The following is a 26,192-nucleotide window of genomic DNA, read 5'->3' as shown; positions in this document are numbered from 1 at the left end:
CAGCGAGACGGCCACGTAGAGTGGAAGCATGGCTGATCCGGTGCACTTCTTGACGACCGCGCCGCTCGGAACCCGCGTCGTCGTGCGCCGCAGCATCGACAACTGCAAGCTGAGCGACGCGCTCGGCTTCCTCCGCTCTCGCACCGCCGAGGCGTGCGTCATCGAGACGCGCGACGGCCTGAAGACGGTGCCGCTGGATGCCGTCGTCGCCGCGAAAGAGGTGCCGCCAGCCCCGCCCCGCCGGCGCCCGCGCGCGGAGATCTGAGCAGCCCGCCCTTACCCAGCCGGGTGCTCCGCCAGCAGCTCCGCGAGCGTTTCCAGGTTCGCCCGCACCGTGCGCGCCTGCGCCCGCTGGATGAAGGGGTCGGCCATCCGGCCGAAGACTCCCCCGAGGCCGGAGGCCGCATCGATGCGGTAGGTGTAGCGGCTGCCGCCGTCGACGGCCTCGACGGAGCTGGTGACGACGAAGCTCATCGGCCCCTCCACCGAGGTGTTCGTGACGCGGTTCGGCGGGTCGTACTCGGTCGCCTCCACGGTCCAGTCGAAGCGGCGGCCCATGATCTTGCTGGTGCCGCGCGTGCGGGTGCCCTCGGCGAACGGGCCGTCGCCCTGTTGCTCTGACGCGACGACGGAGGAATCCCAGACCGCGGTGTTGGCTGGGGTGGAGACGAAGTCGAACACCTCCTGGGGCGGTCGGGCGATGATGACGCTCTCCTCGATGGTGGGCATGACTCTTCCCTTGCAGACGGTGGTGTCTTGATCTGGGCTGTGGGGACGAGCGGCCAGGCGGTCGTTCACGCCCAGTGTGCGCCGCGCGCCGTTCAGCGTCAAGCGGTTGATGGCCACCGAGCGCGCCCCGCTACTAGGCTTGTTTGCTGGACACAATCCACCACATTCGAGACAAAGATCCGTCTCACCCGATATGCCACAGGAGGCACCGTTGCCCGGAGAAAACCTGACCCGCGTCGAAGCACAGGAGCGCGCAGCGCTCATTCGCGTCGAGAGCTATGACGTCACCCTCGACCTCACCACCGGGTCGGAGCGCTTCCGCAGCGAGACCACCGTCGCCTTCAGCGCGACGGCCGGCACCTCGACCTTCATCGACGCGATCACGGCCGACGTGCACTCGGTGACGCTGAACGGCGTCGCCCTCGACCCGGCCGCGGTGAGCGACGGCATCCGGATCCAGCTCGACGACCTGGCCGCGGAGAACGTGTTGAGCGTCGTCGCCGACGCGCTCTACACGAACACCGGAGAGGGCCTGCACCGCTTCGTCGACCCCGTCGACGGCGAGGTCTACCTGTACACGCAGTTCGAGGTGCCCGACTCCCGCCGCATGTTCGCGGTGTTCGAGCAGCCCGACCTGAAGGCGAGCTTCCGCTTCACCGTGACCGCGCCGGCGGCGTGGCAGATGATCAGCAACTCCCCGACGCCGGAGCCGACGGACGCCGGGAGCGGCGCGTCCACGTGGGCGTTCGCCCCCACCCCGCGCATCTCCAGCTACATCACCGCCCTCGTGGCCGGCCCGTACAGCGTCGTCCGCTCCGAGCTGACCAGCCGCGACGGCCGCACCATCCCGCTCGGCGTGTTCAGCCGCGCCTCGCTCTCTGAGTTCCTCGACGCCGACTACATCTTCGAGAAGACCCGCCAGGGCTTCGCCTACTTCGAGGAGAAGTTCGACTACGCCTACCCGTTCGAGAAGTACGACCAGATGTTCGTGCCCGAGTTCAACGCGGGCGCGATGGAGAACGCCGGCGCGGTGACCTTCACCGAGAGCTACGTGTTCCGCTCCAAGGTGACCGACGCCATCAAGGAGCGCCGCGTCGTCACGATCCTGCACGAGCTGGCCCACATGTGGTTCGGCGACCTGGTCACGATGAAGTGGTGGAACGACCTCTGGCTGAACGAGTCGTTCGCCGAGTGGGCATCGACCATCGCCACCGCCGAGGCCACGGAGTGGACCGAGGCGTGGACCACCTTCGCCGTCATGGAGAAGAGCTGGGCGTACCGCCAGGACCAGCTGCCCTCCACGCACCCCATCGTGGCCACCATCAACGACCTCGAGGACGTGCTCGTCAACTTCGACGGCATCACCTACGCCAAGGGCGGCTCCGTGCTCAAGCAGCTCGTCGCCTGGGTCGGCATCGACGCCTTCTTCACCGGCGTCGCCGCCTACTTCAAGAAGAACGCCTGGGGCAACACCGAGCTCGTCGACCTGCTCAGCGAGCTGGAGACGGCCAGCGGCCGCGACCTCTCCGAGTGGTCGAAGCTCTGGCTGGAGACGGCCGGCGTCAACACGCTGCGCCCCGAGATCCAGACCACGGATGACGGCACCATCACCGGCTTCGCCGTGCTGCAGTCCGCGGCAGCCGACTACCCGACCATCCGCCCGCACCGCCTGGCGATTGGCTTCTACGCGCTCGACGGCGGGGTGCTCCGCCGCACGCACCGCGTCGAGCTGGATGTCGCCGGGGAGCGCACCGAGGTCGCCGAGCTCGTCGGCCTCACCCGCCCCGACCTCGTGCTGCTGAACGACGACGACCTCGCCTACGCGAAGATCCGGCTCGACGCAGACTCGCACGCGGTCGCCCTGCAGCACCTCTCCGCCTTCGAGAGCGGCCTGGCCCGCTCGCTGGTCTGGGGCTCGGTGTGGGACGCCACCCGCGACGGCGAGAGCCCGGCGAGCGACTTCGTGCGCCTCGTGCTCGGCAACATCGGAGCCGAGACCGAGTCGACCACGGTGCGCACCGTGCTCGGCCAGCTGGCACTCGCCGCCAAGCAGTACGTGGCCCCGGCGAAGCGCGCCGCGACCGTGGAGAGCGTCGGCGACGCCCTCTGGGGCCTGGCGCAGGATGCCGCAGCCGGCAGCGACCTGCAGTTCCAGCTCGTCAAGGCCTTCGCCAGCCTCGCCTCGACGCCCGCGCACGTGCAGGCGCTGTCCGGGCTGCGGGACGGCAGCATCGCCCTCGCCGGGCTGGAGATCGACACCGACCTCGGCTGGGAGCTGCTGGAGGGCCTCGTGCTGAACGGCGCGGCCGGCGCCGGCGAGATCGACGCGGCCCTGGCCGCCGACAACACCGCCAACGGGGCCCAGGCCGCCGCGCGCGCCCGCGCCACCGTGCCGACCGCCGCGGCCAAGCTCGCCGCGTTCAACGCCCTCGTCGAGAGCGACTCCGCGCCGAACATGATCGTGCGCCACACCGGCCTCGGACTGCTGCACACGAACGACCCCGCCACGCTGGAGGCTCTCGTCGCGCCGTACTTCGCGGCGATCGCGTCGCTCTGGCAGGAGCGCTCCTACGCCATCGCCGAGACCCTCGTCGTCGACTTCTACCCGGCGCCGCTGGCCAGCGCCGAGCTGGCCGGGGCCACCCGTGCCTGGCTGGACGCGAACCCCGATGTGCCGGCCCTCCGCCGCCTCGTCGGCGAGAACCTGGCCGGCGTCGAGCGGGCCCTCGCCGCGCAGGCGGTCGACGCAGCGGCGGCGGTCTAGCCGTGGCCGAGTCGAACCTCACCCGCGTCGAGGCCGTCGAGCGCGCGGCCGTCATCCGTGAGCCGAACTACGAGATCGAGATCGACCTGACCCGGGGCGAGGAGCTCTTCGGCAGTGCGACCACGGTGCGCTTCACAGCGGAGCCGGGCTCCTCGAGCTTCATCGAGGCCAACACTCGCGCGGTGCACAGCGTGACGCTGAACGGCGTCGCCCTGGACCCGTCGGCCGTCAGCGACGGCCTCCGCATCCGCCTGGACGGCCTGCAAGCCGTGAACGAGCTTCACGTTGTAGCAGATTCTGCATACACGAACACGGGCGAGGGCCTGCACCGCTTCACCGACCCGGTGGATGGCAAGCCCTACCTGTACACGGAGTTCGCGGTGGCCGAGGCGAACCGCGTGTTCGCCTGCTTCGACCAGCCCGACCTCAAGGCGAGCTACCGGTTCACGGTCGTCGCGCCGGCCGACTGGCATGTGATCAGCAACTCGACGACGCCGGCCCCGTCCCCGCGTGGGGACGCTGCCGAGTGGGCCTTCCCGCCCAGCCCGCACATCTCCACGTACATCGCCGCGCTCATCGCCGGCCCGTACAGCGAGTGGCACAGCGAGGCGGTGACCGCCGACGGCCGCACCATCCCGCTCGGGCTCTTCGCCCGGGCATCCCTCGCCGAGGCCGTCGAGCCCGAGGTGATGTTCGAGAAGACCCGGCAGGGCCTCGCCTACTACGAGGCCAGCTACGGCGTGGGCTTCCCGTATGAGAAGTACGACCAGATCTTCGTGCCCGAGTACAACTGGGGCGCGATGGAGAACGTCGGCGCGGTCACCTTCAACGAGGGCTACCTGTTCCGCTCCAAGGTGCCGGATGCCCGCAAGGAGCAGCGCGCGCTCGTCGTGCTGCACGAGCTCTCGCACATGTGGTTCGGCAACCTCGTCACCATGAAGTGGTGGAACGACCTCTGGCTGAACGAGTCCTTCGCCACCTGGACGTCGACGATCGCGGCCGCCAGCGCCACCGAGTACGCCGACTCCTGGGCGACGTTCGCCTCCACCGAGAAGACGCACGCCTACGAGCAGGACCAGCTGCCCTCCACCCACCCGATCGTCGCCACGATCAACGACCTGGAGGACGTGGAGGTGAACTTCGACGGCATCACCTACTCGAAGGGTGCCTCCGTCATCAAGCAGCTCGTCGCCTGGGTGGGCCTCGACGCCTTCTACGCGGGCATCTCGGCCTACCTGCAGAAGCACGCCGGCGGCAACGCCACGCTGCGCGACCTGCTCGACGAGCTCGAGGTCACGAGCGGCCGCGAGCTCACCGAGTGGTCGAGGCTGTGGCTGGAGACGGCCGGGGTGAACACGCTGCGGCCCGAGATCCAGACGACGCCGGACGGCACGATCACCGGCTTCGCGGTGCTGCAGTCCGCGGCATCCGAACAGCCGACGATCCGCCCGCACCGCCTCGCCATCGGCTTCTACAACACGGTCGACGGCGCGCTGGTGCGCGCCCACCGCGTCGAGCTCGACGTCGACGGCGACCGCACCGAGGTGGCCGAGCTCGTCGGGCTCGCCCGCCCCGAGCTGGTTCTGCTCAACGACGACGACCTCGCCTACGCCAAGATCCGGCTGGACGCCGCCTCGCACGCGGTCGCCATCGACCGTCTCGCCGAGATCGCCGACCCCCTGGCCCGCGCCGTGATCTGGGGCGCCGTCTGGGACGCCACGCGAGATGCCGAGGCCAGCCCGCGCGACTTCGTGAAGCTGGTTCTGCGCAACATCTCAGCGGAGACGCAGTCGGCGCAGCGCGCGCTGTCGCTGCGCCTGCTCGAGCTCGTGCTCGGCCAGTACGTGGCGCCGGAGCACCGGGCCGAGACCGTCGTGGAGGCCGGGGACGCCCTCTGGGCGCTCACCCAGTCGGCCGACGCCGGCTCGGACGCCCAGCTGCAGCTGCTGCGGGCTTTCATCGCCATCGCCTCCGCGCCGGGCCAGCTCGACGTCCTCGTCGAGCTGTTGGCCGGCGAGGCGCTGCTGCCCGGCCTCGCCGTGGACACCGAGCTGCGCTGGGAGATCGTCATCTCGCTCGCGGCCGGCGGCCGGGCCGCGGCCGAGGACATCGACGACGTGCTCGCCACCGACGACACCGCCAAGGGCCGGCAGTCGGCGATCACGGCGAAGGCCGCGATGCCGGATGCCGCCGGCAAGCTCGCCGCGTGGACGGCGGCCGCCACCGACACCAGCCTGTCCAACGACTACGTGCGCGCCTACGCGCTGGGATGGCGCCGGGCGCGGCCGAGCGAGCTGCTCTCGCCGCAGCTGGAGCCGTACTTCGCGATGCTCCAAGAGGTGTGGTCGACCCGCAGCTACAACATGGCGGCCGCGATCATCCGCGGGCTCTACCCTGCACCGCTGGCCAACGCGGAGCTGGTGGCGGCCTCCCGGGCCTGGCTGGCCGGCAACGACGGCCCGCCCGCGCTCCGCCGCATCGTGGTGGAGGAGCTCTCCCGCGTGGAGCGCGCCCTCGCCGCGCAGGAGCGCGACCGCGCCTAGCCGGCACCCGTTGGCGCTCCCTCGTTGGCTCGAGGGAGCGCCAGCGACCGAAGCCAACGCCGCCGGATGTCATCCCTCGGGAGTACACGGCACCATTCCGTGGACCGATGTGCCCGGCATCCGTCGCCTCGTAGCGTTGAGGCATGATCACAGCAGAAGGCCTGAGCAAGCGCTACGGCGCCAAGACGGCCGTCAACGACATCTCCTTCACCGTGCGCCCCGGGCAGGTCACCGGGTTCCTCGGCCCGAACGGCGCCGGCAAGTCCACCACCATGCGCATGATCGTCGGCCTCGACCGGCCGAGCGCCGGCAGCGTGAGCGTCAACGGCAAGCCGTACGCCGCGCACGCAGCGCCGCTGCGCGAGGTCGGCGCCCTGCTGGACGCCAAGGCGGTGCACACCGGCCGCAGCGCCGAGAACCACCTGCTCGCGATGGCCGCGACGCACGGCATCGGTGCGAAGCGCGTGAAAGAGGTCATCGAGCTGACCGGCCTGCAGTCCGTGGCGAAGAAGCGCGTCGGGGGCTTCTCCCTCGGCATGGGCCAGCGCCTCGGCATCGCCGCCGCGCTGCTCGGCGACCCCGCCACCCTCATCCTCGACGAGCCGGTGAACGGCCTCGACCCGGAGGGCGTGCTCTGGGTGCGCCAGCTGGTGCGCAGCCTCGCAGCCGAGGGCCGCACCGTCTTCCTCTCCTCACACCTGATGAGCGAGATGGCGCAGACAGCCGACCACATCATCGTCCTCGGCCGCGGCCAGATCATCGCCGATGCGCCCGTCGCCGACATCGTCGCCGGGGCCTCGCTCGCCAGCGTCACCGTGCGCACCCCGCACGCCAGCCAGCTGGCCGAGCTGCTCTCCGCCCCGGATGTCGCGGTGCTCCGCTCCGAGAACGGCCTGCTCCAGGTCACCGGCGTCGCCGCCGCGCAGATCGGCGAGCTCGCCGCCGCCCACTCCCTCGTGCTGCACGAGCTCACCCCGCAGAACGCCTCCCTCGAGGAGGCCTACATGGCCCTGACCCAGGATGCCGTCGAATACCGCACGGAGGCCACCCGATGAGCACCGCCACCCTCACCCCGACAACCGCTCTGTCCACCGTGGGCGGAAGCCTCCGTTTCGGCGGCGTCATCCGCTCGGAGTGGATCAAGCTGCGCAGCCTCCGCTCCACGGTCTGGTCCTACCTGCTCGTGTTCGCGATCTCGCTCGGCATGGCCCTCGTCATGTCGACCAGCATGACCGACTACATCGACCAGGCCGCATCGGGATCGGCCGACGAGCAGCTCAGGATGCTGCTCATGGCCTCGACCTTCGGCGTGTTCTTCGGCCAGCTCGTCGTGGCCGTGCTCGGCGTGCTCGTCATCAGCGGCGAGTACACCACCGGCATGATCCGCTCCACTCTGACGGCGGTGCCGCGGCGCCTGCCCGCCCTGGCGGCCAAGGCCATCGTGCTGTTCGTGTCGACCTTCGTCGTCGGCCTGCTCGGCAGTGTCGGCGCGTTCCTCATCGCCTCGGCGGTCTTCGCCTCCCACGGGGTGACCGCAAGCCTCGCGGAGCCCGAGGTGTTCCTGCCACTGCTCGGCGGCGCACTCTACCTCGCACTGATCTCCCTGTTCGCGCTCGGCCTCGGCACCATCCTGCGCAACAGCGCAGGCGGCATCGCGGCGGCGCTCGGCATCCTGCTGTTGCTGCCGACCGTGCTGCAGATGATCCCGGCCGAGTGGGCGAGCGATCTCATCCCGTACCTGCTCTCCGTCGCCGGCATGGGCCTGTTCGACCCCAGCGTCGGCGGCGGGGAGCCCGACGCCGTGCTGAAGAACCTGCTCATCGTGCTGGCCTGGGTCGCCGCGGCCGTCGTCGGCGCCGCGCTCTCCCTCAAGCGCCGGGACGCCTGACACCCTCCCGGCCCACCACTTCTCCCCCGGCTGCCAGGCTTCGGCAGCCGGGGGAGAATTCTCTGTGCCTGGCACCGCGGGCTGCGGGCGTGCCGCCCAGCTGGCGCCAAGTGCCGCTCGGTAGACTGAGACCCTATGAACGACTTCTGGGCGGCCGTCGGCGGATTCTTCAAGGGGATCAACGACTTTTTGGCGAACGATCCGCGGACGTTCCTCGGCACGCTGGTCAACATCGCGATCATCATCGTCCTCGCCTTCGTCATCCGCTGGGCGTTGCACTTCGTCGTGCAGCGCGTCGTGCGCCAGATCGTCTCCGGCGTCAAGAAGACCCAGAACGTCGACGACACCCAGGCGATCGCCGCCGCCTCCCCGCTGGCCGCCGTCCGGCTCGTGCAGCGCACCCGCACCCTGGGCTCTGTGCTCACGAACATCATCAACGTCACGATCTTCACGGTCACGGTGCTGCTGATCATCAACCAGATCGACCAGACGGTGCTCGGCTCCTTCGCGCTGCTCACCGCAGCCGTCGGTGCCGGCCTCGGTTTCGGCGCGCAGAACATCGTCAAGGACGCCCTGAACGGCCTGTTCATGGTGATGGAGGACCAGCTCGGCGTCGGCGACGTCGTCGACGTGGGCCCGACGACCGGTGTCGTCGAGGCCGTCGGCATCCGCATCACGCAGATCCGCGACGTCAACGGCACCCTCTGGTTCGTGCGCAACGGCGAGATCCTGCGCGTCGGCAACATGTCACAGGGCTGGGCGCGCGTCATCATCGACCTCGCCGTGCCCTACGACACCGACATCGAGGCCGTCGAGGCGCTGCTGCTCAGCACCGCGACCGAGATGGCCACGAGCACCCGGTGGCGTTCCCGGATGCTGGAGAAGCCCGAGGTGTGGGGGCTGGAGTCGATCTCGGACGACGCCCTCGTCATCCGTCTGGTGGCCAAGACGCGCACCGTGGCCAAGGACGACGTCTCCCGCGAGCTGCGCAGCCGGCTGAAGGCGGCGCTGGATGCCGCGGGCATCAAGCTCCCCGCGCTCAACTCGATCGTGCTCAGCGGCTTCGACAGCGCCGCCAGCGTGAAGGGAGCCCACCCGCCGCGCACCCGCCCGGTGAAGATTGTCGAGAACCTGGCGCCGCACGCGCCCCGGGCGCCGCGGCCGCGCAAGAACGCCCCCGCGCAGCCCACCACTCCCCCCAGCACCCCGCCCACCACCCCGCCCAGAAAGCCCAGCAAGCCCAGCAGCACGAAACCGGACGCCTGAATGACCGAGCAACAGAACCTCCCCGCCAGCCCCGTGCACCTGCGCAGCAGCGAGCACGGCGAGGCCGCCCTCGTCAGCTTCTACGAGCAGGTCGGCGGACGGCCCACCTTCGAGAAGCTCGTCGCCGAGTTCTACCGCGGCGTGGCCGGCGACCCGGTGCTCAAGCCGATGTACCCGGAGGACGACCTTGGCCCGGCCGCCGAACGCCTCACCCAGTTCCTCGAGCAATACTGGGGCGGGCCCGGCAGGTACAGCGAGCGGCGCGGCCACCCGCGCCTGCGCATGCGGCACGTGGCCTACAAGGTGAACCCGGACGCGCGGGACCGCTGGCTCTCCCACATGCGCGACGCGCTCGACACGCTCGAGCTCTCTCCGCTGCATGAGGCCACCCTGTGGGACTACCTGCAGCGGGCGGCGCACTCCCTGGTGAACACCTTCGAGGAGTGACCCCGGCCGGCGTCCTGTCCCCCATTGCGGTGACGTACGCCACGGCGTAGCTTGAGCGGCGGCATGTGTTTTGCGCACACCCCGTTCGACCGCCCCACATGCCGAGCGAGCCGGACGACCCGAGCTGGCAGGAGTGGCACCGTGGCCGCACAATTCCGTGGAACCGTTGGCATCGACATCCGGGACTCAGAGCCCGACTGGACCCCGTTCGAGCCTGTGAAGGCTCCCCCCGGCTCGCCCAACGTCGTCTACATCGTGCTCGACGATGTCGGGTACTCGGCGATGTCCGCCTACGGCGGTCCGATCGACACCCCGAACATCGAGCGGGTCGCCGCCGACGGGGTGCGCTACACCCAGTGGCACACCACCGCGCTGTGCTCGCCGACCCGGTCGTGCCTGCTCACCGGGCGCAACCACACCAACAACAGCATGGCGTGCATCACCGAGGCGGCGATCGGCTTCCCGAATGCGAGCGGCACGATCCCGCCGGCGAACGGGATGCTCTCCGAGATCCTCGGCGAGGCGGGCTGGAACACCTACATCGTGGGCAAATGGCACCTCTGCCCCGACGACGAGATGAATGTCGCGTCGACCAGGCGGAACTGGCCGAGCGGGCGCGGCTTCGAGCGCTTCTACGGCTTCCTCGGCGCCGAGACGAACCAGTGGTACCCGGACATCGTCTACGACAACCACCCGACGGATCAGCCGCGGCTCCCCGAGGAGGGCTACCACTTCTCCGAGGACATCACCGACAAGGCGCTCGAGTTCATCAGGGACGCGAAGGCGATCGCGCCGGACAAGCCGTTCTTCCTCTACTACGCCCCCGGGGCGGCCCACGCCCCGCACCACGCGCCCAAGGAGTGGGCCGACCGCTACGCCGGGCGCTTCGACGCCGGGTATGAGGCGATGCGCGCCGAGACGCTGGCCCGCCAGAAGTCCCTCGGGATCGTGCCGGCGGACACCGAGCTCCCCCCGGTCAACCCCCTCGGCACCTCCACAACCAGGCAGAGCGGCACCGGCATCCCGTTCCCCGTGATGGACGACACCCGCCCGTGGGACTCCCTGAGCGCGGACGAGAAGCGCCTGTTCAGCCGGATGGCCGAGGTCTACGCCGGGTTCCTCTCGCACGCCGACCACCAGATCGGCCGGGTGCTCGACTACCTGGAGTCGATCGACGAGCGGGAGAACACGCTCGTGATCGTCGTCTCCGACAACGGCGCGAGCGGCGAGGGCGGCCCGAATGGCTCGGTGAACGAGATGAAGTTCGCGAACGGGCTGGTCGACGACATCTCCGACAACCTCGCCATGCTCGACGAGCTCGGCGGCGTGCGCACCTACAACCACTACCCGAACGGCTGGGCGATGGCCTTCAACACCCCGTTCAAGATGTGGAAGCGCTACGAGTACAACGGCGGCATCTGCGACCCGTGCATCATCTCCTGGCCCTCCGGCATGAGCGCCCGCGGCGAGCTGCGGGAGCAGTACCACCACGCGATCGACATCGTCCCGACGGTGCTCGACGTTCTCGGCGTCGAGGCCCCGAGCCACATCAAGGGCCACGAGCAGAGCCGGATCGACGGGGTCAGCATGCGCTACTCCTTCGACGCCGCTGAGTCCCCGACCACGCGGCGCACCCAGTTCTACTCCATGCTCGGCTCCCGGGCGATCTGGCACGACGGGTGGAAGGCGATCACCACCCACCCGACGCTGAGCGGCTGGAGCCATTTCGGAGACGACGAGTGGGAGCTCTACCACACCGATGTGGACCGCGCCGAGACGCACAACCTGGCACAGGAGCAGCCGGCGAAGCTGCAGGAGCTCATCTCGCTGTGGTTCGCCGAGGCCGGAGCCAACCAGGCGTTCCCGCTCGACGACCGCTCGGCGCTCGAGATCATGCTGACCCCGCGCCCCGTGCTCGCGGGGGCACGGGAGCGCTACGTCTACTTTCCCGGGACAGCGGACGTGCCGGAGTCGCAGTCCGTCAACCTCCGCAACCGCTCCTTCTCCATCGGCGCGCTCGTCGACCTGAGCCAGGGCGCTGAGGGCGTGCTGTTCGCCCAGGGGTCCCGCTTCGGCGGGCACGCGCTGTACGTCAAGGGCGGCCGCCTGCACTACGCGAACAACTTCGTCGGGATCGTCGAGCAGCGGGTGGACGCCACAGAGGACCTGCCCGTCGGCGAGCAGCTGATCGTCGGCGCGTCATTCGCCAAGGACGGGGAGGACGCCCCCGGCGTCGCGACCGGCATCCTCAGCCTGTTCTGCGGAGACAAGATGCTCGGATCGGGACGCATCAAGACCCAGCCCGGCAAGTTCTCCATCGCCGGCGAGGGGCTCACGGTGGGCCGCGACAGCGGCGCCCCGGTGACCGAGGACTACCCGGGCAGCGCGCCCTGGCGCTTCACCGGTGGGACGCTGCACCGGGTGCGCGTCGATGTCAGCGGCGAGCCCTACCTCGACCTGGAACGCGAGGCGCAGGCGATGTTGATGCGCGAGTGAAGACGCGCTCGCCACTACGGTGGGAACACACACTGTGACGAGGGAGACACCGCGATGCCAGAGACCGTCGACGCCATCATCATCGGAGCCGGGCTGTCCGGGCTCGTCTCCGCCGCCGAGCTGGTGGAGGCCGGCAAGCGGGTGCTGATCCTCGAGCAGGAGCCGGAGGCATCCCTCGGCGGGCAGGCCTGGTGGAGCTTCGGCGGGCTCTTCCTCATCGACTCCCCCGAGCAGCGGCGGATGGGCGTGAAGGACACCGCGGAGCTCGCCCGGCAGGACTGGGCGGGCACCGCCGGTTTCGACCGCGAGGAGGACGCCTGGCCGCGCCGCTGGGCCGAGGCGTACCTGGACTTCGCCGCGAATGAGAAGCGGGACTGGCTGCACGCCAAGGGGGTGCGCTTCTTCCCCGTGGTCGGCTGGGCCGAGCGCGGCAGCGGCACGGCGACGGGCCACGGCAACTCGGTGCCCCGCTTCCACATCACCTGGGGCACCGGCCCCGGCGTCCTTGCGCCCTTCATCGCCCGCGTGCGGGACGGCGTGCAGGCCGGGCTCGTCACCGCCAAGCACCGGCACCAGGTCGACGAGCTGATCGTCGAGGACGGCCGGGTCGTCGGCGTGCGCGGCAGCGTGCTCGCCCCGAGCAGCGCCGCCCGCGGCGAGTCCAGCAGCCGGGAGGTGGTCGGAGCGTTCGAGCACCGGGCGCCCGCGGTCATCGTCGCCTCCGGCGGCATCGGCGGCAACCACGAGCTGGTCCGGAAGAGCTGGCCGGCCCGGCTCGGCACCCCTCCGGAGCACATGCTGAGCGGTGTTCCCGCCCACGTCGACGGCCGGATGCTGGGCATCGCCGAGGCGGCGGGCGCCCGCCTGATCAACGGCGACCGGATGTGGCACTACACCGAGGGCATCACGAACTGGGACCCGGTGTGGCCGCTGCACGGCATCCGGATCCTGCCCGGGCCGTCCTCGCTCTGGTTCGACGCGCGCGGCCAGCGCCTGCCCGTCCCCCTGTTCCCCGGCTTCGACACGCTCGGCACCCTGGAGCACCTGCGCACCACCGGGCACGACCACAGCTGGTTCGTGCTGACGCAGAAGATCATCGAGAAGGAGTTCGCGCTCTCCGGCAGCGAGCAGAACCCGGATCTGACCGGCAAGGACGTGAAGCTGCTGGCCAAGCGGGTCGCGCCCGGCGCGCCCGACCCGGTCGAGGCGTTCAAGCGCAACGGCGTCGACTTCGTCGTGGCCGACACGCTCGACGAGCTGCTCGCCGGCATGCAGGCGCTCACCCCCGACGTCCCCATCGACGCGGCAGGGGTGCGCGCGGAGGTCGAGGCGCGCGACCGCGAGATCGACAACGACTTCAGCAAGGACCTGCAGGTGACGGCGCTCCGCGGGGCGCGCAACTACCGCGGCGACAAGCTGATCCGGGTGGCCAGCACGCACAAGATCCTCGACCAGAAGGCGGGGCCGCTGATCGCCGTCAAGCTGCACATCCTGACCAGGAAGAGCCTCGGCGGCATCCAGACGAACCTCGACGGGCAGGTGCTGGATGCCGCGGGCGAGCCCATCGGCGGGCTGTACGCGGTCGGCGAGGCCAGCGGCTTCGGCGGCGGCGGCATGCACGGCTACCGCGCGCTGGAGGGCACCTTCCTCGGCGGATGCCTGTTCAGCGGGCGCCAGGCCGGGCGCGCGGTCGCGGCGCTGCCCCGCTGAGCGGGAGGGCGAGCTAGGAGCGGAGCGTCCAGGGCTTCCGGCGCACCAGCACGTGACCGCGGCTCGTGCTCAGGCGGGTCCAGGGCCCGGTCTCGAAGACCTGCACCGGCTCGCCGCCGGCCAGGAAGCCGAGGCTGAGGGCGGCGAAGGCCGCCCCGGCCGGCACGTGCTCGAGGCCCTCGATCGGGCGGCCCCACACCTCGGTGCGCACCCGCTGCACGATCTGCTCCCCCACGCCGCTCGGCACGGCGGCCGCCACCTCGTCGATGCCTGCCTTGGCGACGGACTCCAACAGCGCGGCATCCGCGGGCTCCTGGCCGTGCCAGCCGCTCTTGGGCGGTGAGATGCCCGCCCAGGTGACGGTGCTCACCTGGTGCGGAAGCGAGAGCGGAACGGGCCCGGCATCCTCGCCGGTGCCGATCGTCGCCTCCGCGCGCGCCAGCCGTTCGAGCAGGGAGCGCGCCGGCACGACGGCGTCGAAGATCGGCGCGTCGGCGAGGGCGAAGGTGCGCAGGCCCAGCACGGTCGGGCTCTCATCGAGGATGCCGCGCGGGTAGAAGATCGCCGTGTACGCGGCGAGCACCCCGCCGGCCGCAATCAGCCGGACGGAGCCGTCTTCGACACGCCCGGCCCGGGCCAGGTAGGTTTGCAGGTCGCCGAGCGCGTAGCGGTCGACGAGGGAAAAGGACTCAGTCATCTCCTGTCTAAACTACCTAAGAGACGGTAGCTATTCCTGCCGCGGCCACCCCCACTCCGGGCGCACCACAAAGGAGCACGCATGAGCAGTCTCATCGAAGGCCTTCTCAGCACACTCGATCTCACCGACACCGGCGCCCGCACCAGCGAGGACATCTTCACCGGCCCCTCCGAATGGATGCCGCTCGGCCGCATCTTCGGCGGCCAGGTGCTGGCGCAGTCCATCACCGCCGCGATGCGCACCGTCCCGGACGACCGGGTCGCGCACTCCATGCACGCCTACTTCCTCCGCCCCGGCGACGTGCGGCTGCCCATCACGTTCTCGGTGGACAGGATCCATGACGGGCGCTCGTTCTCCACCCGGCGCACCCAGGCCTACCAGGAGGGCGTGCCGATCCTCTCGATGATCGCCTCGTTCCAGGATGTCGACGCCGGGCTCGACCACCAGATCGAGATCCCGAGCGACGTGCCGGAGCCGGAGAGCCTGCCGACGACTGCAGAGGTGCTGCAGGGCATCGACAACGACGTGGCCCGGTTCTGGGCGGCCGAGCGCGCCTTCGACGTGCGCCACATCCCCTCCTCGATCTACCTGAGCGTCGACGGCGAACGCACGGCGCACCAGGCCGTGTGGATGAAGGCGATGGGCCGGCTGCCCGACGACCCCAACCTGCACCGCGCCGCGCTCGCCTACGCCAGCGACTACTCGATCCTGGAGCCCGTGTTGCGCGGGCACGGCATCGCCTGGGGCACCCCGGGCCTCAAGATCGCCAGCCTCGACCATGCGATGTGGTGGCACCGTTTCGGCCGCGTCGACGACTGGCTGCTCTACGTGCAGGACTCCCCGAGCGCCAGCGGCGGGCGCGGGCTCTCCCGCGGCAGCATCTTCTCGCGCAGCGGTGTGTTGCTGGCGACCGTCGCCCAAGAGGGCATGGTGCGGGTCCCGGACAGAGCGCGCTGAGGCGCTAGTGTCATTCCCACGTGACCCATCCAGCGACGAGGAGACAGTGCATGAACGACTCGACTGACATGGCCAGGCGCACCTTTGTGGGCCTCGGCGGGGCCGGAGTCGCCGCGGCGGCTCTCGCGCTCAGCGGCTGCGCCCCGGCCGGCGGCAACGGAACGGGCGGTGGCGACGCCGGCCAGCCCAGCGCGCCGGCTCTAGGCGGCTCCGCCTCGGCGACTCCCCCGGCCAGCGGCACCGAGATCGCCAAGCTCAGCGCCGTCGCGGTCGGAGACAGCATCTCCGTCACCGTGGCCGGCGCGACTCTGCTCGTCGCCCAGCCGACCGCCGGGGACGTCGTCGCGTTCAGCGCCGTCTGCTCGCACCAGCAGTGCATCGTGGCCCCGGCCAAGACGGAGTTCCACTGCCCGTGCCACGGCTCGCGCTTCGATGCCGCGACCGGGGACGTGTTGAACGGCCCGGCCCTCAGCCCGCTCACGCCGGTGCCGGTGACCGTCGACGGCGACTCGATCAAGGCCGGCTGAGACCGACCGAATGGACTACGTCTTCAACGGGCTGCCCGTTCACGTCCTGATCGTGCACCTGGTCGTCGTGCTCGTGCCGGTCACCGCGCTGGCCGTGCTCGCTGCCGCCGTCTGGCCGGCTGCCCGCCGCTGGCTCGGGGTCGTGCCGCCCGTGTTCGCGCTGGCGCTCGTGGTGCTCGTGCCGATCACGACGAACGCCGGGGAATGGCTGCAGGCGCGGGTCGGTGAGGCCCCGCTGATCGCGGTGCACGCAAGCCTCGGCACCACCCTCCTGGGGTGGGTGATCGCGCTGGCCGCCGTCGCCGTGCTGCAGTGGGCGTGGTTCCGCCTGCTCGCACCGCGCACCGCCCCGGACGCGCGGCTGCTCCGCCGCCTGGTCTGGGCGGCCTGCGTGGTCGCCGCGCTGGTCACGGCGGTGGGCTCCACCGTCGTCGTCGTGCAGATCGGCGAGTCGGGAGCGCGGGCGCTCTGGGACGGCAGCTTCAGCGAGCAGCCGCTTCGCTAGGGCGCGGCGCCCCGCCCGCTACGGGGCGACGGGGGCCGGGCCGGTCAGGGCGTTCAGGTGGTCGCGGATACCGTCGAAGTGCGAGCTGACGCGGCGGGCGGCCAACTCCTTGTCCTTGTCCCGGACAGCCTCGAAGATGAGCCGGTGCTGGTGGGCGTTGTCCTGCAGGCTGGCGACCTCGAAGCCCGTCTCGCGGTGGATCTGCGCATAGGCGCTCCAGAAGACGTCAAGCAGGTTGGTCAGCAGCTCGTTGTGCAGCGGCGTGTACAGCTGCCGGTGGAACTCCTGGTCGGCGACGGAGAAGTTCGTGCCCGCCGCGGCGAGCCCCTCCATCTCCTCGACGAGCCTCTCGAGCTCTTCGAGGTGCTCCGACGTCATCCGGTCGATGGCCATCCCGATGAGCCCGGCCTCGAGCGCCTGCCGCACGTCGGCGAGCTCCATCGCCTCGTGCCCGCCGTGTCGGAGCGAGAGCCGGCCGCGGAAGGCGAGGCTCGAGGCCAGCGATTCGAAGCCGGCGGCCGCGACGAAGGTGCCGAAGCCGTGGCGGATCTCCACGACGCCCAACGCCTGGAGCACCTTGAGGGCCTCACGCACCGTGTTGCGGCCGACGCCGAGCGCCGTGCACAGCTCGGCCTCGGTCGGCATCGGGTCGCCGACATCGAGGTTGCGGTCCAAGATCAGGTCCATGATGTCGCCTTGCAGGCTCCGCAGTCTGCGCTGAGCTCCTAGGCTCGCCGGCCGCGCGGGGGCACTGTCCTGTGCCATGGCTAACCCTCCTCAGGTTGCTTGTGAATCAATATAGTGGGCAAGCCGGTGCGCGCGGCCTCGGCGCACGCCTCGACGACGCGCAGTGTCTCTCGAGCCTGACGCACGGTGTACTCCGGTGCCGCCCCCAGTTCGAGGCGGTCGATGTAGGCCGTGAGGAACGAGCGCACGATCGCCTCGGAGCTGGCCCCGCCGATGGTGCTGCGCCGTTGCGCCCCGTCGGTGCCGAAGATGCTGACCGCCGGCTGGTCGTCGTCGGCCGTGGCGAACCCGCGCGAGCCGATCAGCCGCACGCTCGACGAGACGGGGCCGTGCCCGGGGGCGGACGCGACGCGGCCCAGCGTGATCGTGGCGGTGACGCCGTGCTCCAGCAGCAGCGAGACGACGGCCGTGTCCTCGACGCCGGCCTCGGCGTGCGTGCTCTGGAACAGCGTGGACGCCTCGGCGTAGGCCTCGACGACCTGCAGTCCGGTCAGGTGGCTCAGGTAGTCGATCGGGTACAGCAGGAAGTTGAGGATCTCCCCGCCGCCGGAGAGCGCGACATCCGTGACCAGCTCCGGGCGCTCCACCGAGGTGGAGAAGAACGCGCCGGAGGCGAACCACTCGATGTCGACGTGGCGCGGCAGCCCGAAGTGGCCCTCGTCGACCCAGCGCCGGAGCCTGCGGATCGCGGGCGAGTGCAGCCGGTTGATGACCGTCGCCGTGCCGCGCGAGGCCCGCTCGGCCTCGATGATCGCGTCGGCCTCCGCCGTGGTGACGGCGAGCGGCTTGTCGATGAGCACGTGCTTGTCTGCCTGCAGCGCCCGAATGGCGAGCTCCGCGTGGCGGGTGGGCTCGCTGCACACCACGATGACGTCGCAGTCCGGGTCGGCGAGGAGCTCGTCCGGGCTGAGGAAGGGGACCCCGTAGCGCTCGGCGATGCGCCGGGAGTCGGCCAGCTTCCACTCGGCCGCGTCGGCGTACTCGCTGACGCCGACGACCCGCACGCGCGGGTCGTTCGCGAAGATGTCGATGTAGGAGTCGGCGTGGCGCACGGCCGACAGGAACCCGACGGTGATCATTTGTCATCCTCCCAGACGATGTCGACGGGCCTGCCGGTGTCCAGGGACTCCTGGGCGGCCAGTGCCGTGCGCAGCGCGGCGCGCACCTGCGGGGTGGTGACGATCGGCTCGGCCCGCCCGCTGATGAGCTCGATCCAGTGGGCGAGCTGCAGACGCATGGCGCCCTCAACGGATGCCGGGGCGGTGCGCACCCCCGGGGCCCGGAGGCGGGGCTCGCTGTCGGTGGAGTGCTCGATGCTGCCGGCGGTTCCGGCGACCATGATGCGGCGGAACATGTCACCGGGCTCGGCCAGCGCGTAGGAGATCTCCAGCGTCGCCAGCGAGCCGTCCTCGAACCGCACCGTCATGTGGAAGGAGTCGTCGACGGGCATGTCGGCGGCGAAGCTCGGGAAGGAGCGTGTGAACACGCGCACCGGCCGCCGGCCCATCAGCCAGACGGCGACGTCGAGGCTGTGCGTGCCGTTGTGCACCGGGTGCCCACCGGACTTCTCCCGGTCGAGCTGCCAGCCGCGCCATCCGCCCGGCCACACGTAGCCGGTGTACCAGCTCACGTGCGCCAGCCGCGGCGTGCCGATGTCACCGGCGTGGACGCGCTCGGCGAGGGCGGCGACCGCGGGCTGGAAGCGCACGGTCTGGCCCACCATCAGGCTGGTGCCGCTGCCCTCTGTCGCGGCGACCATCGCGTCGAAGTCGGCAATTGTCAGCGCGGCGGGCTTCTCGACGTGCACGTGTTTGCCCGCCCGCCCCGCGCTGATCGTCGAGGCGGCGTGCTGCGGGGTCGCGTTGCAGACGTCGACCCCGAGGATGCTCGGGTCCGCCAGCAGGCGGGCCAGGTCGGTCGTGGCCTCCGCGCCGGGCGCGAGGGAGGCCACGGCCGCGGCGCGGGCGAGGTCGGAGCCGCACACGAAGGCGACCTCCACCCCGGGGATGGAGGCGAGGGCGGTGACGTGCTCGCGGGCGATCGAGCCCGTGCCGACGACCGCGACCCGGATCGGGGCGCTCATACGGCGGCCCCGCTGCCCACGAGCGCCTCGCCGACGTCCAGGGGGTGGAAGCAGCGCGCCGTGTGCGTCGGGATCTCGAGGAAGCGGACGGCGGGAGGCATCTCGACCGCGCACGCCTCCGTCGCCCGCCAGCAGCGGGTGCGGAACGGGCAGCCGGACGGCGGGCGCACCGCCGACGGCACGGGGCCGTCGAGGGTGATCGGCTCAATGTCCTCGATCAGGCTCGGGGTCGCCGACAACAGCGCCTCCGTGTACGGGTGCCGGACAGAACCGGGCACCGCCTCGGCCGGGGCCTCCTCGACGATGCGCCCGAGGTACATCGTGACCATGCGGTCGCTCATGCGCCGCACGGTCTGAATGTCGTGCGAGATGAAGAGCATCGCCAGGTTGAACTCCTTCTTCAGGTCGAGCAGGAGGTTCAAGATCTGGGCGCGCACCGAGACGTCGAGCGCGCTCGTCGGCTCGTCGGCGACGAGCACGGCCGGGCCGAGGGCGAGGGCCCTGGCGATGGCGACGCGCTGGCGCTGGCCTCCGGAGAGCTGCGTCGGCAGGGCGTCGGCCGCGCTGGTCGGCAGACCGACCAAGTCCATCAGCTCCCGCACGCGTGCCTCCCGCGAGGCGGTGTCGCCGACCTTGTGCACGACGAGGGGGTCGCGCAGGATATCGCTCACCGCCATGCGCCTGTTCAGCGCCGTCGACGGGTCCTGGAAGATCATGCCGACGTTGCGCCCGAACTCGGTGCGCCGCTCGGCGTTCGTCATCGCCCAGAGCGAGCGGCCGCGGAAGCTGATCTCGCCCATGGTGGGCTTCTGCAGGCCGACGATCGTCTTGGCGAGGGTGGACTTGCCGCAGCCGGACTCGCCGACGACACCGACGGTCTCCCCCGCGTGCAGGCTGAGGTCGGCCCCGGTCAGCGCGTAGACGGTGTCCTTCTGCAGCAGCTTGCTGCCGTTGATGCGGTGCTGGACGTGCACATCGCTCAGTTTGAGAACAGGCTCGGTCATGCGGAGATCTCCTCTCGGGCGGCGCCCTCGACGGTGCGGGCGGGGAAGTGGCAGGCGACCTCGTGTGTGCCGCTCTCGCCGGAGAGCTGCGGGTCGGTGGTGCGGCAGAGCGCGGTGGCTGCCGGGCAGCGGTCAGAGAAGCGGCATCCGATCGGGAAGTTGGCCGGCGACGGCACGACGCCCTTGATCTGGGTGAGCTCCGTGTCGCCCGCCTCGAGCGAGAGCACGGCCGAGAGCAGCCCGCGGGTGTAGTGGTGCTCCGGCGCGCCGACGACGTCGGCGATCTTGCCGGACTCGGCGATCTGGCCGCCGTACATGACCACCACGCGATCGACGATGTCCGAGACGAGCGCCAGGTCGTGCGAGACGAGAATCAGGGCGAAGCCGAGCTCGTCCTTGAGCCGCATGAGCAGCTGCATGACCTGGGCCTGGACGGTGACGTCCAGCGCCGTGGTCGGCTCGTCGGCGACGATGAGCTTCGGGTCGCGGGAGAGCGCCATGGCGATGAGCACGCGCTGCCGCTGGCCGCCGGAGAGCTCGTGCGGGTAGGCGCCCAGTGTGCGCTCTGGGTCGAGGTTGACCAGTTCGAGCAGCTCGGCCGGCGTGCGGTGCCCGCCGCGCCTGGTGAGCTGGGTGATCTGCTGCCTGATGGTCATGGCCGGGTTCAACGAGCTGAGCGCGTCCTGGTAGATCATCGACATGCCCGTGCCCATGAGCGCGCGCCGATCGCGCGCCTTCATGCCGTTGAGCTCGCGCCCGGCAAAGCGGATGCTGCCGCCGATCTGGGCGCCGCGCGGTTCCAGCCCCATGATCGCGAGGCTGGTCAGGGACTTGCCGCAGCCGGACTCGCCGATCAGGCCGAGCACCTCGCCGGGGCGCACGGAGAAGCCGATGTCGTTGACGACGTTGACGCCGTTGTGGCGATCGGGGAAGGAGATCGTCAGGCCCTCGATGGCGAGCACCGGCTCCCCCGTGAACTCCTTGTTCGTGCGCCGGCGGATCCGCTCCCCCGCCTCGCGGAGGCCGGGGATGTCGGTGATGATGGCCGCGCTGCCGCGCTCGACCTCTGCGCTCTCCACCTGGGCGGCGGCGGCGCTGGCCTTGCTGGAGCGGGAGGACGGCGCCGCGATGGCGTCGGTGAGGCCCTCGGCGAGGAGGTTCAGGCAGAGCACGGTCACGAAGATGATAAGCCCGGGGAACAGTGTCGCCCACCAGCCGCCGATCAGCAGCAGGTTCTTGCCATCGGAGATGACGCTTCCCCAGGACGGGTTCGGCGGCTGCACGCCGGCCCCGATGAAGGACAGCGACGCCTCGAACACGATCGCGTCGGCGACCATCACCGTGGCGAAGACGAGGATCGGGGCCGCGATGTTCACGGCGACGTGCTTGACGATGATGTAGACGCGGCGCGCACCGATGATGTGCATCGCGCTGACGTAGTCCTCCTCGTACTGCGCCTGCACGTTGGCGCGCACGATGCGGGCGATGGAGGGCGTGTAGAGGAAGGCGATCGCGAGGATCAGCACGACGACGTCGCGCCCGAACACCGCGACGAGCACGGCGGCCAGGGCGATGCCGGGGAACGCCATGATCACGTCGAGCACGCGCATCACGAACTCGTCGACGGCACGCCTGCTGGTGGCCGCGAACGCGCCGATGGCCGCGCCGGCCACGAGGGCGATGCCGGTCGCGCCCAGGCCGATGGCGAGCGACCAGCGGCCGCCGTAGAGCAGGCGCGAGAGGATGTCGCGGCCCTGGCTGTCCAGACCGAGCAGGTGCTCGGGGCTGGGGCCCTTGTCCGGCGCGACGGTCTGCGCGTTCGGGTCGTAGGGGGTGAGCAGGGGCGCGAAGATCACCGCGAGGATGATCAACGCGAGCACGGCGATGGCGATCCACGAGCCGATGCTGAGGCGGCCGATTCGGCCGGGCTGGGAGAGGCGGAGGGCGAGGTTCTTGCGCATCAGTGGCTCGTTCGCAGTCGCGGGTTGACGAGGAGGGAGAGGACGTCGACGAGGAGGTTCACCACGACGAATCCGAGGGCGATCGTGAGGACGACGCCCTGCACGACGGCCGGCTCGTTGTTCTTGACGGCCTCGATCATGAGCTGGCCCATGCCGGGCAGGTTGAACATCTGCTCGATGACGACGGCACCGCCGAGGAGGTAGCCGATGCGGAGGCCGAGGACGTTGAGCGGGTTGATCAGGGCGTTGCGCATCACGTTGCGGCCGACCACGACGAACGGGTGCAGGCCGCCGCCGCGGGCGGTGCGGACGTAGTCGCGGTCCAGCTCCTCCACCATGGAGGTGCGCACGATGCGGGTCAGCTGAGCGGCGAGCGGGAGTGCGAGGGCGAGCGCCGGGAGCGTCATGGTCATGATCCAGCCGACGATGGAGTCGTTGGGGTTGACGTAGCGGCTCGAGGGGAAGATGGAGAGGTTGATCGACAGCCACTGCACGAGCAGGAGCGCCACCCAGAAGGACGGGGCGGCGACGCCGCCGAGGGTGGTGATGCGGATCACGTGGTCCGGCCAGCGGTCGCGGTACACCGCGGAGAGCGTTCCGAGCGCGAATGCGATGACGGCGGCGATGATGAGGCCGAGGAACGTCAGCTGCAGGGTCAGCGGCAGCGCCGTGGCGATGAGGCCGGTCACCTCCTGGCCGGTCGCCAGGCTCTTCCCCAGGTTCCCGGTGACGAGCAGGCCGAGGAATCCGATGTAGCGCACGAAGAAGGGGTCGTTGAGCCCGTGCTCCTCACGGAACTGTTCGAGCTGTTCCGGGCTCACGGGGGCGTCGGCGAACACGGCGACGGCCGGGTCGGTCGACGAGAACTGCATGATGGTGAAGACGAACAGGACGATTCCCAGCATGAGTGGGATGAGCCCGAGCAGTCGTCGGCCGATCATTCTGAGCACGACGGTCACAGATTCCTACCTTCGTTGGTATGAGGGGGTGCGGGGCGCCGGGTGGGCCGGCGCCCCGCTGAGGGGGTGGGGATTAGTCGACGAGCTTCGCGTCCATCATGTAGACACCGGGGATGTTCAGCGCCTTCAGGCCCTCAACCTTCTTCGGGTCCCATGCGGTGAACAGCTTCATGTGCATGACCGGGTAGATCACGGCCTCCTCGGCGATGACGTCGAGCGCGTCGTTCATCTTCGCATCGGTGACCTCGGCCGAGTCGGCCTGCTCGGCATCCGTGAGGAGCTCGTTGAGCGCGCCGTACTCGGGCGTCTCCGCCCACTTGTTCCACAGCATGAAGGTGTTGGTGGTGGAGTAGAACCACCGGACGTTCAGGTCTGCGTCGGTGCCGAACTGGTTCGGGTTGCCCGAGAAGGTCAGCACGTCGGCGGCGTCGCCCGCGGCAACCCGCGAGTTGAAGGTGGCGGTCTCGACGACGTCGAGCGTCGTGTCGACGCCGACGGCGTCCCAGTCCTGCTTGATCGCGTTGACCGCGGCGGCGGTCCACGAGATGTTGGTGGAGAGGAGCGTCAGCTTGAGGTCGGTCACGCCGGCGTCGGCGAGCATCTTCTTCGCCTTCTCCGGGTTGTAGTCGAACTGCGTGGCCGCCTTGGTGTAGTACGGGCTGGACTCCTGCAGGAAGCTGGAGGAGGGCGTGCCCTGTCCGGCGATCGACACGTCGATCAGCTTCTGCGAGTCGATGGCCATGCGCAGCGCCTGGCGGACGTACTTGTTGTCGAACGGCGCCTTGGCGGTGTTGAAGGCGAGGCCCAGCATGTTCATGCTGTCCGCGGCCTCAACCGTGAGGCCGGCACCCTTCAGCGTGTCGATGGCGTCCTGCGGGATGTTGTCCGAGATCGGCACACCGGAGACACCCGAGGTGAGGAGGCTGGTGCGTGCGGCGGCGTCGACGGAGACGTTCCACTGCATCGAGCTCACCTTCGGCGCCAGCGGGCCGGTGTAGTTCTCGTTGGTCTCGAACGCGGTGAAGGAGGTCGGCTCGGTGCCGGAGATCTTGAACGGGCCGGAGCCGACGGCGTTGGCCGGGTCGGCATAGAACTCATCGGCCTGGCCCTCGAAGACGTGCGCGGGCATGATCTTGAGGATCGAGAAGCGGTCGAGCGCGTAGGGGAAGCCGTACTTGAGCGTCAGCTTGACGCTGTCCTCGTCGATCTTCTCTGCGGAGTCGAGCCAGCTGTTGAAGAAGGCGCTCGTGATGACGGGCTTGTCGGGGTTCAGGACGCGGTTGACGGAGAAGACGACGTCGTCTGCCGTGACGGGCTCACCGTCGCTGAAGGCCGCGCCCTCGCGGAGGTCGACGGTCCACTCGAGCGCGGAGGTGTCCTCCGGCAGGGCGCTCGCGAGTGCGGCGAACGGCGTGCGGTCGACGGGGGACGAATCCCACAGGCCCTCGTAAATGTGGTTCTGCGCCGACATGGCGAACGCGGATCCGGTGTTCAGCGGGTCCCAGGAGCTGTTGTTGTTGTATCCGATGGCAACTTCGATGTGCCCTGCGGCTTCCTCAACGCCAACGCTGGTGCTGGACTGCGGGCCGCTGCACGCGGTCATCAGCGCAACGGATCCGACGGCGACGGTCGCCATGGCGATGCGCTTGAACCGGCGAGCATCTTTGCCCGCCCAATTGTTATTGTCCAACTGCTCGTTCCTTTCGATCGCGAAGTACCCAAGAGAGCCCACATAGGACGTCCCACGTCTTCGTAGGATGCCTACCGTAGTGAAAATCCCTGCGGTGGTCAACATCGATCTCGGTAACGAAAAATAACGAAGCCGACCCTTGACTCGCGACTCGGCCGTTTGCCATACTCTGAAATCTACGACCAGACATCCCACGTCCTATCACTACGTTGTGGCCAGGGCGCGGACAGACCAGGAGCACCGTGAGCACCCCTCTCAGCACCACCGAAACGACCACCGACAACGCGCCAACGACGGCGCTCAGCGGAATCGTCCCGCCCGTCATCACCCCCCGCGACGCTGCGGGGAACATCGACACTGCCTCGCTGGCGCGGGTCGTCGACCACCTCATCGACGGCGGCGTCAGCGGCCTGTTCATCCTGGGCTCCTCCAGCGAGGTTCCCTACCTCACCAACGCCGAGCGCGACGTTGTCGCCGACGCGACGGTGGCCGCCGTGCGCGGCCGGGTGCCCGTGCTGGCCGGCGTCAACGAGCAGACGACGAACCGCGTCATCGACGAGGGCCGCCGGCTCCTCGACCGCGGCATCGAGGGCTTCGTCGTGACGACCCCGTACTACGCGATCTCCGACGACAACGAGGTGGCCAGCCACTTCCGTTCCGTGAAGGAAGCCCTCGCGCTCCCCCTCTACGCCTACGACGTGCCGGTGCGCACGCACCGCAAGCTCTCCCCCGCCTTCCTGGCGGCCTTGGCGGAGGACGGCGTCATCGCCGGCGTCAAGGATTCCTCCGGCGACGACGTCTCCTTCCGCCAGCTCCTGCTCGCGACCGCCCACCTGGCGGACTTCCGCGTCTTCACCGGCCACGAGGTCGTCGTCGACGGCGCACTGCTCGGAGGCGCGCACGGCGCCGTCCCCGGCCTCGCCAACGTCGACCCCGCCGGCTACGTGCGCATGCACGAGGCGGCCCGCGCCGGGGACTGGGCGTCGGTCAGGGCCGAGCAGGACCGCCTGGCTCGCCTGTTCGAGATCGTCTTCGCACCGACCCCCGGGCGCGTGTCCGGCGGAGCGGCCGGCCTCGGCGCGTTCAAGACCGCGCTCGCGCTGCTCGGCGTCATCGACAACAACCGCATGAGCGAGCCCATGCTCTCCCTCAACGCTGAGGAGACCGCGCGCATCCGCGGCATCCTCGTCTCCACCGGCCTCCTCGCAGAATAGGAACA

At 70.1% G+C, this 26,192-nt stretch carries 22 protein-coding genes; 13 read left to right on the top strand and 9 right to left on the bottom strand.

What is annotated here, in order from left to right; genetic code table 11:
• Positions 1-28 precede the first annotated feature (28 nt).
• Positions 29-265: a hypothetical protein gene (locus tag BLT62_RS08885; protein ID WP_083363730.1), complete on the top strand. Its 237-nt coding sequence runs from the start codon at positions 29-31 to the stop codon at positions 263-265.
• An 11-nt stretch (positions 266-276) separates the two neighbouring features.
• Here BLT62_RS08885 and BLT62_RS08880 read toward each other — a convergent pair whose 3' ends face one another.
• Positions 277-729, bottom strand: a complete 453-nt coding sequence (locus tag BLT62_RS08880; RefSeq protein WP_083363729.1) for an SRPBCC family protein — start codon at positions 727-729, stop codon at positions 277-279.
• A gap of 211 nt (positions 730-940) precedes the next feature.
• On the opposite strand from BLT62_RS08880, the gene pepN (BLT62_RS08875) reads away from it, so the two are divergent.
• The 8 genes from pepN (BLT62_RS08875) (at position 941) to BLT62_RS08840 (ending at position 13,843) form a co-directional block, all read left to right on the top strand.
• Positions 941-3,493 carry an aminopeptidase N gene (gene pepN, locus BLT62_RS08875; protein ID WP_083363728.1) on the top strand — a complete coding sequence of 851 codons (2,553 nt, stop codon included), beginning with the start codon at positions 941-943 and terminating at the stop codon, positions 3,491-3,493.
• Between the two features lie 2 nt (positions 3,494-3,495).
• Entirely contained in the window at positions 3,496-6,036 is a 2,541-nt protein-coding gene (gene pepN, locus BLT62_RS08870) for an aminopeptidase N (protein WP_083363727.1), read from the top strand.
• A 143-nt stretch (positions 6,037-6,179) separates the two neighbouring features.
• A complete protein-coding gene (locus BLT62_RS08865; protein WP_083363726.1) occupies positions 6,180-7,091 on the top strand; it encodes an ABC transporter ATP-binding protein in 912 nt (303 codons plus the stop codon).
• Positions 7,088-7,924: an ABC transporter permease gene (locus BLT62_RS08860; protein WP_083363725.1), complete on the top strand. Its 837-nt coding sequence runs from the start codon at positions 7,088-7,090 to the stop codon at positions 7,922-7,924. Before BLT62_RS08865 ends, BLT62_RS08860 begins: the two co-directional genes overlap by 4 nt.
• Positions 7,925-8,059: 135 nt before the next feature.
• Positions 8,060-9,190, top strand: a complete 1,131-nt coding sequence (locus BLT62_RS08855) for a mechanosensitive ion channel family protein (RefSeq protein WP_156786297.1) — start codon at positions 8,060-8,062, stop codon at positions 9,188-9,190.
• On the top strand, positions 9,191-9,637 hold the full coding sequence (locus tag BLT62_RS08850) for a globin (RefSeq protein ID WP_083365395.1): 447 nt from the start codon (positions 9,191-9,193) through the stop codon (positions 9,635-9,637).
• 141 nt (positions 9,638-9,778) lie between these two features.
• Positions 9,779-12,133, top strand: coding sequence for an arylsulfatase (locus BLT62_RS08845; RefSeq protein WP_083363724.1), 2,355 nt, complete (start codon positions 9,779-9,781; stop codon positions 12,131-12,133).
• A gap of 54 nt (positions 12,134-12,187) precedes the next feature.
• Positions 12,188-13,843: an FAD-binding dehydrogenase gene (locus tag BLT62_RS08840; protein ID WP_083363723.1), complete on the top strand. Its 1,656-nt coding sequence runs from the start codon at positions 12,188-12,190 to the stop codon at positions 13,841-13,843.
• Positions 13,844-13,856: 13 nt separating this feature from the next.
• On the opposite strand, the gene BLT62_RS08835 is transcribed toward BLT62_RS08840, so the two are convergent.
• Positions 13,857-14,540, bottom strand: coding sequence for a hypothetical protein (locus BLT62_RS08835; RefSeq protein WP_083363722.1), 684 nt, complete (start codon positions 14,538-14,540; stop codon positions 13,857-13,859).
• A gap of 81 nt (positions 14,541-14,621) precedes the next feature.
• On the opposite strand from BLT62_RS08835, the gene BLT62_RS08830 reads away from it, so the two are divergent.
• Genes BLT62_RS08830 through BLT62_RS08820 form a run of 3 tightly spaced genes read left to right on the top strand, consistent with a single transcriptional unit; the run spans position 14,622 to position 16,529 of the window.
• The gene (locus tag BLT62_RS08830; RefSeq protein WP_083363721.1) at positions 14,622-15,497 is read left to right on the top strand and encodes an acyl-CoA thioesterase; all 876 of its coding nucleotides are present in this window, start codon (positions 14,622-14,624) and stop codon (positions 15,495-15,497) included.
• 50 nt (positions 15,498-15,547) lie between these two features.
• The gene (locus BLT62_RS08825; RefSeq protein WP_083363720.1) at positions 15,548-16,024 is read left to right on the top strand and encodes a QcrA and Rieske domain-containing protein; all 477 of its coding nucleotides are present in this window, start codon (positions 15,548-15,550) and stop codon (positions 16,022-16,024) included.
• A gap of 10 nt (positions 16,025-16,034) precedes the next feature.
• On the top strand, positions 16,035-16,529 hold the full coding sequence (locus BLT62_RS08820) for a hypothetical protein (RefSeq protein WP_083363719.1): 495 nt from the start codon (positions 16,035-16,037) through the stop codon (positions 16,527-16,529).
• An 18-nt stretch (positions 16,530-16,547) separates the two neighbouring features.
• On the opposite strand, the gene BLT62_RS08815 is transcribed toward BLT62_RS08820, so the two are convergent.
• From BLT62_RS08815 to BLT62_RS08785, 7 genes are all read right to left on the bottom strand, one after another.
• The gene (locus tag BLT62_RS08815; RefSeq protein ID WP_231919073.1) at positions 16,548-17,216 is read right to left on the bottom strand and encodes a FadR/GntR family transcriptional regulator; all 669 of its coding nucleotides are present in this window, start codon (positions 17,214-17,216) and stop codon (positions 16,548-16,550) included.
• Between the two features lie 80 nt (positions 17,217-17,296).
• The gene (locus tag BLT62_RS08810) at positions 17,297-18,355 is read right to left on the bottom strand and encodes a Gfo/Idh/MocA family protein (protein ID WP_083363717.1); all 1,059 of its coding nucleotides are present in this window, start codon (positions 18,353-18,355) and stop codon (positions 17,297-17,299) included.
• On the bottom strand, positions 18,352-19,359 hold the full coding sequence (locus tag BLT62_RS08805) for a Gfo/Idh/MocA family protein (RefSeq protein WP_083363716.1): 1,008 nt from the start codon (positions 19,357-19,359) through the stop codon (positions 18,352-18,354). The genes BLT62_RS08810 and BLT62_RS08805 overlap by 4 nt, the downstream gene beginning before the upstream one ends.
• A complete protein-coding gene (locus BLT62_RS08800) occupies positions 19,356-20,363 on the bottom strand; it encodes an oligopeptide/dipeptide ABC transporter ATP-binding protein (RefSeq protein WP_083363715.1) in 1,008 nt (335 codons plus the stop codon). Before BLT62_RS08800 ends, BLT62_RS08805 begins: the two co-directional genes overlap by 4 nt.
• On the bottom strand, positions 20,360-22,324 hold the full coding sequence (locus BLT62_RS08795) for a dipeptide/oligopeptide/nickel ABC transporter permease/ATP-binding protein (protein WP_083363714.1): 1,965 nt from the start codon (positions 22,322-22,324) through the stop codon (positions 20,360-20,362). The genes BLT62_RS08800 and BLT62_RS08795 overlap by 4 nt, the downstream gene beginning before the upstream one ends.
• On the bottom strand, positions 22,324-23,283 hold the full coding sequence (locus BLT62_RS08790; RefSeq protein WP_156786296.1) for an ABC transporter permease: 960 nt from the start codon (positions 23,281-23,283) through the stop codon (positions 22,324-22,326). Before BLT62_RS08790 ends, BLT62_RS08795 begins: the two co-directional genes overlap by 1 nt.
• A 73-nt stretch (positions 23,284-23,356) precedes the next feature.
• Entirely contained in the window at positions 23,357-24,973 is a 1,617-nt protein-coding gene (locus tag BLT62_RS08785; RefSeq protein ID WP_172829674.1) for an ABC transporter substrate-binding protein, read from the bottom strand.
• A 242-nt stretch (positions 24,974-25,215) separates the two neighbouring features.
• On the opposite strand from BLT62_RS08785, the gene BLT62_RS08780 reads away from it, so the two are divergent.
• Positions 25,216-26,187 (top strand): dihydrodipicolinate synthase family protein, encoded by a 972-nt coding sequence (locus BLT62_RS08780; RefSeq protein ID WP_083363712.1) that lies wholly within the window; start codon positions 25,216-25,218, stop codon positions 26,185-26,187.
• Positions 26,188-26,192 lie beyond the last annotated feature (5 nt).

The sequence above is a fragment of the Microterricola viridarii genome (genome assembly GCF_900104895.1).
Lineage (GTDB): Bacteria > Actinomycetota > Actinomycetes > Actinomycetales > Microbacteriaceae > Microterricola > Microterricola viridarii.
This window is presented reverse-complemented; position numbering and strand designations above follow the sequence as displayed.